Genomic DNA, 14,397 nt, shown 5'->3' on the forward strand with positions numbered 1-14,397 from the left:
ACATTGACAATGTATGTAAGATACATTAATCTTTAAATGTTAATGATAATCGATTTCATCTAGGGAGGACATATGATACATACTAAAAAACTAATTATGTTCTGCATTATGATACTCATGGTTGTAATTGCAGGATGTAGTAAAGAAGAGAAAAAAGAAAATAATATATCAGCGAAAGCAAAAGATTCATATACGGTAAAGCATGCAATGGGTGAAACGACAGTAAATGGTACACCTAAAAAAGTTGTTGTTTTAACAAATGAAGGCGCAGAGGCTCTCCTAGCTGTGGGCGTAACGCCAGTGGGGACTACGAAACCACGTGCTGGTGATGAATGGTATCCTCATTTAGCGAAAGAGTTAAAAAACACGGAAGTTGTAGGAACTGAACGTGATATTAATTTAGAGGCTGTAATGAAGCTTAAGCCAGATTTAATTATCGGAAATAAAATGCGTCATGAAAAAATATATGATCAGCTAAAAGAAATCGCACCAACTGTTTATGCAGAAACATTACGCGGTGATTGGAAAGAAAACTTTACACTTTATACAAAAGCTGTAAATAAAGAAAAAGAAGGGCAAAAAGCTCTTGATGATTATAAAAAACGCATTGAAGGAATGAAAGAGAAGTTAGGCGATAAATTGAATTCTAAAGTTTCTATTATTCGTTTCGTGCCAGGTGATGTTCGTATTTATCAAAAAAACTCATTCTCGGGCGTTGTTTTAAATGATATTGGATTTAAACGACCACCATTACAAGATAAAGATGATTTTGCGATAAAAGGAATTACAAAAGAGCAGATTCCAAATATGGACGGAGACTACTTATTCTATTTCACGTCTGATAAAGATGCAGATAAGAATAATGAAGGAAATTCGTTAGCGAAGGAATGGACAGAAGATCCACTCTTTAAGCAACTACAGGCTTCTAAAAATAATAAAGTATTCCAAGTGGATGAGGTAATCTGGAATACAGCAGGCGGTATTAAAGCTGCGAACCTTATGTTAGATGATATTGAAAAATATTTCCTTAAATAAATGATAAAATACATCACTTTTACGAAGTGATGTATTTTTAGTTTGTGAAAATACAGAAAATTCCTTCTTTCAGGGTGTCATAAGTTGTACAATAAAATCAATCATGTGATAAAGGAGTGGGGAAGAATGAAAGCTACTCATAAAGATTGGATCTTGTTTAATGGGAGAATGATTAATACGAAAGAAGAACAGCCGATGGTAGCATTAGAAGAGAGAGGCTTCCAATTTGGTGATGGGATTTATGAAGTATTTAGACTATACGATGGCAAGCCTCATTTATTAGATTTACATTTGGAACGATTCTTTAACTCTATGGCAGAAATAAAACTAATTCCACCATTTACGAAGGAAGAATTAGTAGAAGAGTTATATCAAATGATTGAAAAAAATCAATTTCAAGAAGATGGGAATGTATATTTACAAATATCAAGAGGTGCACAACCGCGCAATCATGTATATGAATCAGATTTACAACCGACATATTTTGCAAATCTTGTTTCGTTCCCAAGACCAGTTGCTTCAATGGAGGCAGGGATTAAGGTGACAGTAGAAGAGGACATCAGGTGGAAGTTTTGCCATATAAAATCTTTAAATTTGCTTCCTAATATCATGATCAAAAACAAAATAAATGAACAAGGGTATCAAGAAGCAATATTAGTACGAGATGGTATTGTGACTGAAGCGTGTCATTCCAATTTCTTTATCGTGAAGAATAATAAGTTGATTACACATCCAGCGGATCATTTCATTTTACATGGTATTACACGTCACTATGTAATTACATTAGCGAAAGAGTTACATATCGATGTAGAGGAACGAGAGTTTTCATTACAAGAAGTATATGACGCTGAGGAGTGCTTCTTTACAGCGACGCCACTTGAAATATTCCCAGTCGTTCAAATTGGTGATGAACAGTTCGGGGCTGGTGAAAGAGGACCAATTACGAAAAAACTACAAGCTGCATACGAAGAGAGTATTCGTTTGTTTAAAGTGACAAATTAATCATGAAGAAAAAAGCTGGTATTCTTCCGGCTTTTTTTCATGATATAATTCAAGCATAGGACAAGTTTTGAAAACGCTGTAAAAAGGGGATTTAATATATGAATTATGAAGATTTTAAAGAAGTAATTCACGGAAGACGAAGTGTTAGAAAGTTTACAGATCAAGAAGTATCTACTAATGATATAAAAGAAATAATTGATTGTGCTCGTTACGCACCAAGTGATACGAATTCACAAACGTGGGAATTCTTAGTTATCATGAATCGAGAGAAGATTAAAGAAATTGAACAAATGACGTGGGATGCATTACATAAACTTGCGGCAAAAGCAGCAGAAAATGGAGAAGAGAAAGCAGGGAAATTACTTACACGTTCTTTCGGACCATATGCAACAGCTTTCTCGGAGGCACCAGTATTAATCGTATGTTTGGCAACACCATATGAATCAAAGTTCCGTGAAAAGATATTTGATCCAATTGCTTTTGTTCCAAATTCAGTTTGGGAGGAAGAAGGCATTAAGAGTAGCTGTTTAGCGGCACAAAACTTAATGTTAGCTGCACATGCAAAGGGACTTGGTACTTGTCCAATGACAGGGCCAGTATTGCTAGCTCAAGATGAACTGCGCCAATATTTACAAGTTGAGCCTGAAAAACAAATAAATATGGTTATTTCACTCGGATTTCCGAAAGATAAACCGAAGAAACTTCCAAGAAAAGAAGTAGATGAGATTACAACGTTTGTTTTTTAATTGCTGTATAGAAAAGACATTGAATTAACAATGTCTTTTTATTTTTGAGGGTATGTAATTCATATGTTGGGCTAAAATGATAGATAAGAGGAAATTACTATTTATTTCATAAAAAAAATTAATGTTCTATTAAGGAAAGTATGATACATTAATCGTGAGCAAGATTCTATTTGTTCATGAAAGTGTTGAAAGTAGTCTCAAAATTTAAAAGTTATTTTTGTATAATAAATTATAATGAAGTTACAGGGGGGATGAATTTTGAAAAAATTCATAATCACTGGATTGTCTGTATTGTTATTAGTTGGTTGCGGTGCTCCACAGGAAAAAGAGGACGCGCAATCAAAACAGGAAGAACAAGTTGTAAACGCAAGTGATGAGAATATGGTTGTATTTCCTGACGGAGCAATGTCAATTGGAGAAGGGAAAGTAAAAGTTATTACTCCAGATGGTACTTCTGAAAACGGCAATATACCGACTGTATTCATCAAAAAGGATACGTTAATTCAGCAAGTTGAATTAGAACTTTCTAATTTTCAAAGTGATAAAGAAACATTCGTATTTGTAGATCAAATGTATACAGATAAACATCAAGTAACTAGTACAACGCAGACAACAGTGCAGTTAAAAGAAAAAACGCTGGAAACAGGTAGTCATACAATTACTGCAGTTCAGTATGAAAACAATGACCCGAAAGGAAAGGTTATTAGTTTTAATCAAGCAACATTTGAGACAAAACCTGCGTCTTAATAAGAATAAAAAGTACATTACTCAAAAAGTAGTGTGCTTTTTTGTTTGGACTAAAGTGGGCAAGAGTGAATAACTTATTTCATTTTCTAATACGATTAAATAGGAAGTAATCACTTGTTACTACTATGACAGAGAAAGAGGTTGAATACGTGAATGGGTGTATTCGTATCATTTTGATTAGCCTAATGATGGCAGTAATTTGGTTTACGATACAAGAGTTTATGCAAATAACGCTCAATTATCAAATTCATGACTTGTTAATAGGAGCTATTTGTTTTACCATTGTTTATCTATTATATGATAAACTCGGACTAAGGTAAGTTTCAGAAGAAAAATGTAGGTATTTCATTTGAAATGTCGAATAGTACATACGATGTCGTAATAACAAATTTTCTATTGTTTACTGTGAAACAGAAGAAGGAGAGATAGTGGTTATGAAACGAGCTCTTATTAATATTGATTATACATATGATTTTGTAGCGGAAAAGGGTGCTTTAACTTGCGGGAAACCAGGACAGGAAATTGAGAAGGAAATTGTACATATAACGAAGCAATATATTGAAAATGGAGATTACGTTGTCTTTGCTATTGATAAACATGAAGAAAATGATGTATATCATCCAGAATCAAAGTTATTCCCACCTCATAATATAGCTGGTACAAGTGGAAGAGATTTGTTTGGTGAATTACAAGATGTGTACGAAACATATAAAAATGCAGAGAATGTATATTATATGGACAAAACGCGATACAGTGCGTTTGCTGGAACGGATTTAGAGATGAAGCTAAGAGAAAGAGGAATAGAAGAAGTTCATCTTGTAGGTGTTTGTACTGATATTTGTGTTCTTCATACAGCAGTAGATGCTTATAATAAAGGGTTTAAAATTGTTGTTTATGAAAAGGCGGTTGCATCTTTTAATGCACAAGGGCATGAATATGCACTTGGACATCTTAAGTCATGCTTACATGCAGAAGTGAAGTGAAAAAAGAGGCCTTTAAAAAAGGTCTCTTTTATTTGTCCATGTTCATTGAAAACAGCTACAGCAACTCCTGCTAGATTGAGTGGTCTTGATCCGACAACTTTTCTAAGTTCTTCAATATATCCCATTGTATGTAACCTCCGTAAGAAAAAAAAGAGCAAATAAACTATTCGTTATTATGTAAATATATTCCTCTTTATAAGGGGAGAGATGACATATAACTTATTTGTTTTATTTGGTAAAATATACATCAAAAAAGGTCAAACAAAAACTTTGACCTTTTTTGACCAAATGTTATAATAAAGGCAGAAAGAGATAATCTTTCATTCATAAATAATAAGGAGGAAAAAATATGCGTAATTTATTTCCAGAGATAACAAAACGTCAAAATGGCATTTTTGATTTTGGGCCTTCTTTATTAGAAGGGATGACAGATGCTTTCTTTAAGCCACTGAACATGGATACTTTTAAAGTAGATGTTCATGAGCAATCTGGTAAATATACTGTGAAAGCAGATTTACCAGGTTTTCAAAAAGAAAACATTCAAGTTGATTTTGAACAAGATATATTAACGATCCAAGCAACGAATCATAATGAAGTAGACGAAAAAAATGAGAATGGCACATATATTCGTAAAGAACGTTCTATAGGTTCTGTAACTCGACGCTTTAATTTTAAACAAGTTGAGGAAGAAAATGTTAAAGCAAATTATAAAGATGGCGTACTGACAATTGAATTGCCAAAATTGAAAGAAGAAAAAAGTAGTAAGACAACAATTAATATTGAATAAAAGAGCTGATAAATTCAGCTCTTTTTTTACGTAGTTAATGAATAAATGAGTTGAAATCGTAATGAGATGAATAAAGTTTTAACGTATAAAAAAATTTCACGATTCGCTCCCCCTTAGGTTATTAAAAAGGGTATATTTAAAGGGAAAGGAAAAAGAACACCTAGACATACTGTTTAAGGTGAATTAGTAATAGAGTCAAAATACATAGTAAGGATAGTGGCATTTTAGATTAGGATAATAGATTTTTCTGGAACAAACTTAGGCGATTATGAATTTTTTAATTAGTAAGGAAGTGGTTAAATGAGCTTATTAACGTATACTGAAGAATTTTTTAATTATGTAAGAGAGTTTTTACTTTTAAGATTTTTACTATTTGCTTTAGTTTTAATCATTATTTCTTTTGTAATAAACCGTATTATTGATTGGTTTTTTAGGAAATCAAGCTTTTTTGATGAAGAGGTAGAGCAGACGATTCAAAGTGTAATTCGATCTATTTTTAGATATATCATTATCATCAGTCTTATCATATATTTAATTAGCCAATTTGTAGATATAAAAAGTATTATTGCAGGTGCAGGGATAGCTGGAGTTGTCATCGGTTTTGCTGCACAACAGATGCTAAAAGATGTTATATTAGGCTTTGCAAGATTAGCGGACAAAGAATTTCGGGTTGGTGATTTTGTAACTTTTAACGGAACAAATTCAGGAACTATTGAAGAGATTAGTATTCGTTTTATGCAAATTCGTGAATGGTCAGGAAAACTACTTACCATCCCGCACGGAGAGATTAGAACGATACAAAATTTTAATAAAGGATGGATGCGTGTAATTGAACGCATCACGGTAAGTTATCAGGAAGATCCAACAAGAGTGAAGGAATTGTTAGAAGAAGTATGTGTTATATGCAATGAAGAATTGAATCAAACTCTTTATAGAGTAGAGGATGAGGCTGTTGAACCATTTAAATACGTCGGTGTTACAGACTTAAATCCTAACTTGAAATATGTTGGCTATGAATTTTGTATTACAGGTTTAATAAAGCCAGAAGATTATTTTGAAACTTCTAGACAAGTAAGATTTGAATTAATGTCTATGTTCCATAAGAATCAAGTGCAAATGCCAGCAGCGAATATGGTTGTTACTACTGAAGGTTTACAGCATATCCATGGTGGACAATCTTTATCGGACAGCTAAAGTAGAATCGTTTGTTAACAAAAATTCTGCTTCCAACATTGGATAGAATAACAATAATAAAATGATTGATATAAAGAAAGGGCTGAAGGAATTCGGTTCTTTTTTTATTTATAGAATTTAGAAATTTCTTAATGTTATAATTGTAGTTGGTGATGAGAATGAACTTTGAAGAAAAAGAGATGCGTCGTTTAGAAGCATTAAAAGAAATTGCTGAATTATTAAATGAAGCAACAAACTTACAGGATATGTTAGAAAAAGTGTTGCATACATTGTTACAAGTAATGAATTTACAAACAGGGTGGATATTCTTTATTGATGAAAGTGGAAAGCACAGCATGCTTGTAGACGAAAATTTACCAGAGGCTCTTACGTGGCAAAAGAAGAAGCCGATGTGTGAAGGAAACTGTTGGTGTGTAGAACGTTTTGTGAATGGGAGATTGGAAAAAGCGACTAATATTATTGAATGTAAGCGAATAGAAGATGCAATTGAATGTAATTGGGGAGAGACAGAAGATGTTACACATCATGCGACAATTCCGCTTAGGTCTGGATCAGAAAAATTTGGTCTACTAAATGTGGCTGCACCTCATAAGACTCATTTTTCTGAGGAAGAGTTAGCGTTATTAGAATCAATTGCATTTCAAATTGGAACGACAATACAACGTATTCAATTAGTTGAGAAAGAACGTAAATATGTAGTGGTAGCGGAAAGAAATCGACTTGCACGTGATTTACATGATTCAGTAAAACAATTGTTATTTTCTATTATGCTAACAGCGAAAGGTACTCTGAATATGACGCAAGATAGAGAATTGCAAGAGATGTTAAGTTATATTGGGGAATTATCACAAGAAGCATTACAAGAGATGACGCTATTAATTTGGCAATTAAGACCTGAAGGATTGGAGAAAGGATTAGCAGAAGCAATTCAAAATTACGGGAAGTTATTAGGAGTTCAAGTGGAAGTTCGAATTGATGGGATGGTTTCAATTGGGGATGAAATAGAAGAAGTTTTATGGCGTATTAGCCAAGAGGCGCTACATAATTGTAAAAAGCATGCTTCGTGTGAAAAGGTACATATTCTTTTGAAAATAGAAAATAACCAGTTACATTTTTACATAGAAGACAATGGAATAGGATTTATACAAGAACAAGTAAGGGAATCAGCACTTGGCCTGAAAAGTATGAAGGAACGTATTCAGTTAATGAAGGGATCGTTTCAAATTATAACAGAGCTGAAAAAGGGTACAAAAATAGAAATTCAATTGCCGATTTGAAGGGGAGAATAAGGTTGAAGATTAAACTGCTACTAGTTGAGGACCATCATATCGTTCGAAGAGGACTTGTATTCTTTTTGAAAACGAGAGAAGAATTTGAAATTATTGGGGAAGCGGAAAATGGCGAAGAGGCATTACATTTCATGCAAAAAGAAAGACCAGATGTCGTACTAATGGATGTATCGATGCCGAAAATGGATGGAATTGAGGCAACAAAACGTCTAAAGCAATATGATGAGACAATAAAGGTACTTATATTAAGTAGTTTTTCAGAGCAAGATTATGTTATACCAGCACTTGAAGCTGGAGCAGATGGTTATCAATTAAAAGAAGTACAACCTGAGCAACTTGTCGCTTCTATTATTGCAGTACATCAAGGAAATGCGAATTTTCACCCGAAAGTAACACCTGCATTAATGGGGCGTTCTGCAGTAAAGAAGGAAGTAGAAAATCCTTTTTCAATGTTAACGAAAAGAGAGCAAGAGGTACTTCGCGAAATTGCGAAAGGAAGAAGCAACAAGGAGATTGCAGCAGAACTTCATATTACAGAACAAACTGTGAAAACACACGTTTCAAACGTTTTAGCTAAATTGGAAGTGGATGATCGTACGCAAGCCGCATTATACGCAGTGAAACATGGGGAGAATTATTCATAAGCATGAATAATTCTGTTATATCGTATGACAGAATACATAGGAGCAATTAAAATTTATAGTAATCCCTAATATAGGTTTTTCTTCTTTCGATAATTAGGTACAATAAAGTGAAACTCTAATCAGTGGGGGACCATCCCCACTGATGATTAGTTTAACTAATCGGTTTTTACAGGATAAAGCTACGATGGAAGGGGAGGATATGCTATGCCTGGTACAAGAAGTGGGATTGGAAAGATTCAGGCTTCGTTAAATGGTTTATCACCGAAATTGCGAAGTATTGCCGAACATATTTTGAAACATCCACAAGATGTTGTACATAAATCTATTACAGAATTAGCTGAAGTTACGAATAGTTCCGAAGCTACGATATTCCGCTTATGTAAACACCTTGGTTTGCAAGGTTTTCAAGATTTAAAGATTACATTAGCTCGTGAAATTGTACATACACCGATGCAAAATATTCATGAAGAGGTATCAGCAGAAGATAGTATGGTAACTGTTGCTAAAAAAGTTTTTCATTCGCATATTACAGGACTGCAAGATACTTTACATTTGCTTAATGAAACGGCACTTGAGCAGGCTGTACGAGCCTTACAAGAAGCAAGTCGAATTGAGTTTTATGGAAATGGTGGCTCTGGTATTATTGCAATGGATGCGTATCATAAGTTTATGAGAACGGGTATTTCTTGTATCGCTCATACTGATTCGCATTTTCAAATTATGGGAGCAGGTTTACTCTCGGAAAATTCAGTTGTTATTGGTATTTCTCATTCTGGTAGCAATAAAGGATTACTTGAAGCGTTAGAAGTAGCGAAAGCAAGAGGAGCCAAAATTATTGCGATTACGAGCTATAAGAAATCAGCATTAAGTCAACTTGCTGATATAACGTTATATACATCAACACGTGAGACTGAATTCCGCACAGAAGCAAGTTCATCACGATTAGCACAGTTAAGCTTATTAGATACTTTGTATGTAGGGTTGTCGTTGCAGCGACAAGAGGAAACTCTAAAAAATTTACAAAGTATACGTGAAACGATTTCGATGAAGCGAATATAAAAAAAGCTCTTCAAATGAAGAGCTTTCAGACTGTAGACAAACTATTTTTGGAGAGTTCAAATGCTAAAAATAGTTTGTTTCTTATTTTAGGGATAATTTATCCAATGGAATTTATATGTAGTGCTTTCTATACTATAATTTACTATAAGTGAGGAAGATGTCTTATGAAAATATCTGTTTATGTTGCAAGTGCATTTAGCAAGGAGCATAAAGGCGGAAATAAAGCAGGAGTGGTATTTATTGAGAATACAAATACATTGACCACTACTCAAAAAATCGAAATAGCCAAACAACTGGGTTATGCGGAAACCGCATTTATATCAGAATCTGAAATTGCTGATTATAAATTTGAGTATTTTACTCCAAAAGAAGAAGTTGATTTATGTGGTCATGCCACAATTGGCTCTTTCGCGATACTGATGCATTTAAATAAACTTTTCAGGAATCGCTATACGATTGAAACGAACAGCGGTGTTCTTACTATCACTATAAAAGATGACATCATATTCATGGAACAAAATAAACCGAGATTCTATGATGTTGTATCTCCAAACGAGTTCATCGACTGTTTTGATAGTAAAGATATAGACAATAAATACCCAATTCAAATTGTCTCCACTGGCTTAAAAGATATTTTAATTCCTATAAAAAGCGAAATACAATTACATGCACTGCAACCTAATTTTGAAAAAATTAAAGAAATCAGCAAGTATTATAATGTTGTCGGGATGCATTTATATACTTTTAATGACAATCGAATTATATGCAGAAATTTTGCTCCACTATACGACATTAATGAAGAAGCAGCGACTGGAACTTCAAACGGTGCATTAGCTTGCTATCTTTATGAACAGCACTATTTGCAAAAAGAAGTCTATGTATTTGAACAAGGTTATTCTTTACACTCGCCTTCCGAAATATTAGTTAAATTAGCAACCAATACCAAGAATAAAATAGAAAAAGTTTATGTTGGTGGCAAAGGCTATTACTGTGAAACTAAGTGTTTAAATATAGAAAATATTGAGTGAAGAGCTTTTTTATCGATGAGAAGTTTGTTACTTTATTTTCTTTTAGAAATGTATGACTTACTTATAGTCAGTGATAAACTCTCATTTTTAAAAATTTAAAATAAAGACCGATTTATGTAATAATTCAAATATTGTTCATAATTTCACAAATTGTTTATGAAGTGTCATGTTATGATGAAGATGTAATGATGATTGAACACTTAAATTTGGTACAATAACTAGCCAAAGTAGTGAAGAAAGTAGTTGTGAGATAAACTCATTAAAATGCTAAAACACTAAAGGGGAGATCACATATGAAAGCAGTAGTGGTTAATAAAAACAGCAAAGCAAACATCGAAGTGATTGAAAAAGAATTACGTCCGTTACACTCAGGTGAAGCGTTAGTAGATGTAGAGTATTGTGGAGTTTGCCACACTGATTTACACGTTGCGAATCATGATTTTGGTAACACTGATGGCCGTATTCTTGGTCATGAGGGTGTAGGTATTGTTACGAAAATAGCTGATGATGTTACTTCACTAAAGATAGGTGACCGTGTAAGTATTGCATGGATGTTCCAATCTTGTGGACGTTGTGAATATTGCGTAACTGGTAGAGAAACATTTTGCCGTGAAGTTAAAAACGCTGGTTATTCAGTGGATGGTGGTATGGCTGAACAATGTATCGTTACAGCTGATTATGCGGTAAAAGTACCAGAAGGATTAGATCCTGCTCAAGCATCATCAATTACTTGTGCTGGTGTAACTACATATAAAGCTATTAAAGTATCAGATATTAAACCTAGTCAACCTATTGTAATCTATGGCTGCGGTGGATTAGGTAACTTAGCTATCCAATATGCTAAAAATGTATTTGGTGCAAAGGTAATCGCAGTAGACATTAATGACGATAAATTAGCCTTAGCGAAAGAAGTTGGTGCTGATATGACTATCAATCCAATTTCTCAAGGTCCTGCTGATAAAATTGTGCAAGAGAAGTTTGGTGGCGCTTATGCTGCGGTAGTAACAGCAGTCTCTAAAGTAGCCTTTAACTCAGCAGTTGATGCAGTACGTGCTTGCGGTAAAGTAGTTGCAGTAGGGCTACCAGTAGAAACAATGGACTTAAACATCCCACGACTTGTACTGGATGGAATTGAAGTAGTTGGTTCTCTAGTTGGTACTCGTAAAGATTTGGAAGAGGCGTTTATGTTTGGGGCAGAAGGAAAAGTAGTGCCGGTTGTTCAAACTTGTTCGCTAGATAAAGTACAAAATGTATTCGAAGAAATGGAACAAGGTAGAATTCAAGGGCGTATGGTAATTGATTTTAAAAAACATAATTGTGATTGCAAATAATTCACTTTAAATATAAAAAACATGAGTCTAGCAAAGGACATGTAAAAAAGTTAGACAGCATAAGAAGATGATCCCTGTATTTAATAGGGATCATCTTCTTTATTTTCTACTAATATCGATGCCAATTAATACTTCATTAATGAGAAATGATTAAAGGTTTACTTTATTTGCAAACGAAAAGGAATCTTTATGTTTAACAAATTTTTTATGATCTGGAACGTTTTGAATTGCTACAATTTGCGAATCTCTTGCTTTCAGTGCATCTTGAATCCCGATGGTCATAAGCTTAATAAATAGAATCGTAATAAAGAATGAAGCGAGAGTATAAAAAATAATCCACCATGAAAGATTCATTTCATTACGATTTAATCCAATAAGACCTGCCCAATCATTAGATAGAGAAACAGGTTTGAGCACTCCGTCATAGAGTTCACGCATTTGTATGCCGCCAATTACAATGTTAAGCAACGCTAAATGGATAACGAGTATGAGTGTTTGGACGATATGTTCCATAAATAATACAAATAAGCGGTCAAGTAATAAGACTCGTAAGTGTTTTTTTATAATATGAAAACGACTAGCCCCCAGTAATTGTGAACTTAAGATGTAATCTTGTTTCATAAATTCATCAACCTCTGAGGATATGTATAAAGAAAGTGTAGGCAGAGCGACGAAAATAAGTACGAGTACTTGATAAAACGTAAATGAAATATTTGGATCTACCCCATCAGCATTTGATGTGATTATAATATTAACGGGCGTGATGAGTATGAATGCGATAAATAGAGTTGGAATGTAATAAAAAACTTCTGAGCATGACTGGAAAAATCTCTTGAGTTTTGGAGCAAATAAACTTAAGAGGATTCCTATACATGTTCCGCATAAAATTCGAAAGAAGCTAATTGCCATGGCTAATAAAATAGTGAATTTTGCTCCTTCTACAATTTGTAAGAAAACAGACTCTCCAAAACGATCAGATCCAAAAGGTGGAATTAACGATGGCGGAAAGGGGGCCTTTCCAAGTAATTCGTTATTGTCATTGTAAAGTAACTGAGGAGGTTTTGGGATGTTATCTTTAAAGAACCAACTATAAATAAAACTAGCTGAAATAAGTATGAATAGATAAGTAAAGCCGATTAAAAAGCGTTTTGATTTCCAAATAGATTTCATAATGATACTCCTTTCAATTGCTTTTTCCATCTATTCATCATGAATGAGACTATTTGGAAAATAGCATAAAATGGTAAAATAATCATAACAAGTATGATAAATGCAGCTGGAGGTGAAACAAACGCCTTATTAAATAAAAATTGAATAATGCCTTCCATATTAAAAACAAATTCTAAAATGAATAAATTAGAAAGTAAGAAAACAAAAATCGTTTTTAAATGGTGGAAGAAGTGGATAGATATATTTTTGAATAAATGAATGCATAGTATATAACTTGATGAAAGGCCTTTTCCATATGCAACCTCTACGTAATGTTTTCCTTGCTCTTCTGTTATGTATAACACCATCATCCGAAACATTTGTAATGTAGGTAAGACAGCTAATGATAAAATAGGGAGTAAATAAGCTCGATTTTCATTAAAGGAAATAATAGTGACAGGAGATTCCCCAAATTTCTGAAGTACCCATATGAAAAATATTTGCAAACAGATCATCATCATCATATCAGGGACAGCTTCTAATATGAACACAATTCGGTTTATCCATTTTTTTATATAATCTTTTGCTAAAAAATAAAAAAATGCCATGCTAGATGATAAAAAGAGAGCAAGAAAAAAGGCTAAAAATAATATAGTAAATGAATATAGGTAAGGTTCTAAAACAGTTGGAAATAATGGTGTTTTTTTGAAATGGCCAAACTTCGGGTCTGATCCTATAATCACTAATGATTCAGGGGAAAAAACTTGTTTTAACATAGTAACGGTCTGATTAAAAAAATAAATTGGTTGAAAGGTAAATCCTTGTTGAGTGATAAATAAATAAGGTAAATTTAATAATAGTAAGAGTGATAAAAGAATTGATGAAAGCTTAATTGTGAATTGAGATATTTTATTTAACATTAAATCCCTCCGACATCTTTTTACAACATTATACAATAAATTTCGTGTTATTGTTTTTATTTTTCTGAAAAATAAAAATACTTTTCGGTTTTATAGTATGCAAGATATATTTACAAGATAAAAAAGTGATAGTAGGGGGCCACGCTCTATGTTTATCAAGATAAAAGACTAGTGAACCTAAAACAATAAATATGAGTAGAATGCACAGAATTCTCATTCTGCGGTTAGTTACTTTTCTTGGCTTGATGGTGATGTTACGTGACCACTAAAAATGAATATTGCTTTTCAACTTTTTCTTCAAGCAAATAAGTAGAACGTATGGAGGATTATGTATGTGTTGTTAATGAGAGGAAAGAGTGTATTGCGTAACGAATATAACGTAATTTTACCGCATGGAAAAGCTAAATTTAGTATATAAGTGAAATGGAATGAGGGGATTTATTTTTGGTATGAAAAAAATTTTCTTTTTATAACTTGATAAAT

Annotated in this window: 15 protein-coding genes and 1 pseudogene; 13 read left to right on the forward strand and 3 right to left on the reverse strand. The window is 33.2% G+C overall.

Going from position 1 to position 14,397, the window contains the following annotated elements; genetic code table 11:
• The first annotated feature begins 72 nt into the window (after positions 1–72).
• The 6 genes from ACTL4X_RS10875 (at position 73) to ACTL4X_RS10900 (ending at position 4,513) form a co-directional block, all read left to right on the forward strand.
• Positions 73–1,035, forward strand: a complete 963-nt coding sequence (locus ACTL4X_RS10875) for an ABC transporter substrate-binding protein (protein ID WP_000581989.1) — start codon at positions 73–75, stop codon at positions 1,033–1,035.
• A 126-nt stretch (positions 1,036–1,161) separates the two neighbouring features.
• Entirely contained in the window at positions 1,162–2,037 is an 876-nt protein-coding gene (dat, locus tag ACTL4X_RS10880) for a D-amino-acid transaminase (RefSeq protein ID WP_086693022.1), read from the forward strand.
• A gap of 98 nt (positions 2,038–2,135) precedes the next feature.
• A complete protein-coding gene (locus ACTL4X_RS10885) occupies positions 2,136–2,783 on the forward strand; it encodes a nitroreductase family protein (protein ID WP_001105288.1) in 648 nt (215 codons plus the stop codon).
• A gap of 258 nt (positions 2,784–3,041) precedes the next feature.
• Positions 3,042–3,530, forward strand: coding sequence for a hypothetical protein (locus tag ACTL4X_RS10890; RefSeq protein ID WP_086693020.1), 489 nt, complete (start codon positions 3,042–3,044; stop codon positions 3,528–3,530).
• A gap of 125 nt (positions 3,531–3,655) precedes the next feature.
• Entirely contained in the window at positions 3,656–3,850 is a 195-nt protein-coding gene (locus ACTL4X_RS10895; protein ID WP_033689167.1) for a hypothetical protein, read from the forward strand.
• A 114-nt stretch (positions 3,851–3,964) separates the two neighbouring features.
• On the forward strand, positions 3,965–4,513 hold the full coding sequence (locus ACTL4X_RS10900) for a cysteine hydrolase family protein (RefSeq protein WP_000816764.1): 549 nt from the start codon (positions 3,965–3,967) through the stop codon (positions 4,511–4,513).
• A gap of 29 nt (positions 4,514–4,542) precedes the next feature.
• Here the strand turns inward: ACTL4X_RS10900 and ACTL4X_RS10905 are convergent.
• Positions 4,543–4,638: pseudogene (locus ACTL4X_RS10905) on the reverse strand (DNA mismatch repair protein MutT); the annotation flags it as partial.
• A gap of 224 nt (positions 4,639–4,862) precedes the next feature.
• Between ACTL4X_RS10905 and ACTL4X_RS10910 the strand changes: the two are divergent.
• The 7 genes from ACTL4X_RS10910 to adhP all read left to right on the forward strand — a co-directional run bounded on the left by ACTL4X_RS10910 (position 4,863) and on the right by adhP (position 11,845).
• Positions 4,863–5,300, forward strand: a complete 438-nt coding sequence (locus ACTL4X_RS10910) for an Hsp20/alpha crystallin family protein (RefSeq protein WP_001245055.1) — start codon at positions 4,863–4,865, stop codon at positions 5,298–5,300.
• 300 nt (positions 5,301–5,600) lie between these two features.
• Positions 5,601–6,494, forward strand: coding sequence for a mechanosensitive ion channel family protein (locus tag ACTL4X_RS10915; RefSeq protein WP_000055427.1), 894 nt, complete (start codon positions 5,601–5,603; stop codon positions 6,492–6,494).
• A gap of 179 nt (positions 6,495–6,673) precedes the next feature.
• Complete coding sequence (gene casK, locus ACTL4X_RS10920) at positions 6,674–7,771, forward strand: two-component system sensor histidine kinase CasK (RefSeq protein WP_170879395.1); 1,098 nt, start codon at positions 6,674–6,676, stop codon at positions 7,769–7,771.
• A 14-nt stretch (positions 7,772–7,785) separates the two neighbouring features.
• Positions 7,786–8,427: a two-component system response regulator CasR gene (gene casR / locus ACTL4X_RS10925; protein WP_000694623.1), complete on the forward strand. Its 642-nt coding sequence runs from the start codon at positions 7,786–7,788 to the stop codon at positions 8,425–8,427.
• Positions 8,428–8,631: 204 nt separating this feature from the next.
• Entirely contained in the window at positions 8,632–9,486 is an 855-nt protein-coding gene (locus ACTL4X_RS10930; protein ID WP_001119642.1) for a MurR/RpiR family transcriptional regulator, read from the forward strand.
• 164 nt (positions 9,487–9,650) lie between these two features.
• Positions 9,651–10,514 (forward strand): PhzF family phenazine biosynthesis protein, encoded by an 864-nt coding sequence (locus tag ACTL4X_RS10935; protein WP_000704346.1) that lies wholly within the window; start codon positions 9,651–9,653, stop codon positions 10,512–10,514.
• 293 nt (positions 10,515–10,807) lie between these two features.
• Positions 10,808–11,845, forward strand: a complete 1,038-nt coding sequence (gene adhP / locus ACTL4X_RS10940) for an alcohol dehydrogenase AdhP (protein ID WP_000649120.1) — start codon at positions 10,808–10,810, stop codon at positions 11,843–11,845.
• A gap of 150 nt (positions 11,846–11,995) precedes the next feature.
• Here the strand turns inward: adhP and ACTL4X_RS10945 are convergent, their stop codons facing one another.
• Together ACTL4X_RS10945 and ACTL4X_RS10950 are read right to left on the reverse strand one after the other, a co-directional pair.
• Positions 11,996–13,015: an ABC transporter permease gene (locus ACTL4X_RS10945; protein ID WP_000836565.1), complete on the reverse strand. Its 1,020-nt coding sequence runs from the start codon at positions 13,013–13,015 to the stop codon at positions 11,996–11,998.
• A complete protein-coding gene (locus tag ACTL4X_RS10950; protein WP_441395024.1) occupies positions 13,012–13,914 on the reverse strand; it encodes an ABC transporter permease subunit in 903 nt (300 codons plus the stop codon). Before ACTL4X_RS10950 ends, ACTL4X_RS10945 begins: the two co-directional genes overlap by 4 nt.
• Between the last annotated feature and the right edge of the window lie 483 nt (positions 13,915–14,397).

Origin of the sequence: Bacillus sp. RE35, assembly GCF_052146655.1 — a bacterium.
GTDB lineage: Bacteria > Bacillota > Bacilli > Bacillales > Bacillaceae_G > Bacillus_A > Bacillus_A cereus.

What these genes read in the sequence shown, in the direction of transcription:
- ACTL4X_RS10875 (WP_000581989.1), top strand. Translation starts at nt 73, where the DNA reads ATGATACATACTAAAAAACTAATTATGTTCTGCATTATGATACTCATG.
- dat (WP_086693022.1), top strand. Translation starts at nt 1,162, where the DNA reads ATGAAAGCTACTCATAAAGATTGGATCTTGTTTAATGGGAGAATGATT.
- ACTL4X_RS10885 (WP_001105288.1), top strand. Translation starts at nt 2,136, where the DNA reads ATGAATTATGAAGATTTTAAAGAAGTAATTCACGGAAGACGAAGTGTT.
- ACTL4X_RS10895 (WP_033689167.1), top strand. Translation starts at nt 3,656, where the DNA reads ATGACAGAGAAAGAGGTTGAATACGTGAATGGGTGTATTCGTATCATT.
- ACTL4X_RS10900 (WP_000816764.1), top strand. Translation starts at nt 3,965, where the DNA reads ATGAAACGAGCTCTTATTAATATTGATTATACATATGATTTTGTAGCG.
- ACTL4X_RS10910 (WP_001245055.1), top strand. Translation starts at nt 4,863, where the DNA reads ATGCGTAATTTATTTCCAGAGATAACAAAACGTCAAAATGGCATTTTT.
- ACTL4X_RS10915 (WP_000055427.1), top strand. Translation starts at nt 5,601, where the DNA reads ATGAGCTTATTAACGTATACTGAAGAATTTTTTAATTATGTAAGAGAG.
- casK (WP_170879395.1), top strand. Translation starts at nt 6,674, where the DNA reads ATGCGTCGTTTAGAAGCATTAAAAGAAATTGCTGAATTATTAAATGAA.
- ACTL4X_RS10930 (WP_001119642.1), top strand. Translation starts at nt 8,632, where the DNA reads ATGCCTGGTACAAGAAGTGGGATTGGAAAGATTCAGGCTTCGTTAAAT.
- ACTL4X_RS10935 (WP_000704346.1), top strand. Translation starts at nt 9,651, where the DNA reads ATGAAAATATCTGTTTATGTTGCAAGTGCATTTAGCAAGGAGCATAAA.
- adhP (WP_000649120.1), top strand. Translation starts at nt 10,808, where the DNA reads ATGAAAGCAGTAGTGGTTAATAAAAACAGCAAAGCAAACATCGAAGTG.
- ACTL4X_RS10945 (WP_000836565.1), bottom strand. Translation starts at nt 13,015, where the DNA reads ATGAAATCTATTTGGAAATCAAAACGCTTTTTAATCGGCTTTACTTAT.
- ACTL4X_RS10950 (WP_441395024.1), bottom strand. Translation starts at nt 13,914, where the DNA reads ATGTTAAATAAAATATCTCAATTCACAATTAAGCTTTCATCAATTCTT.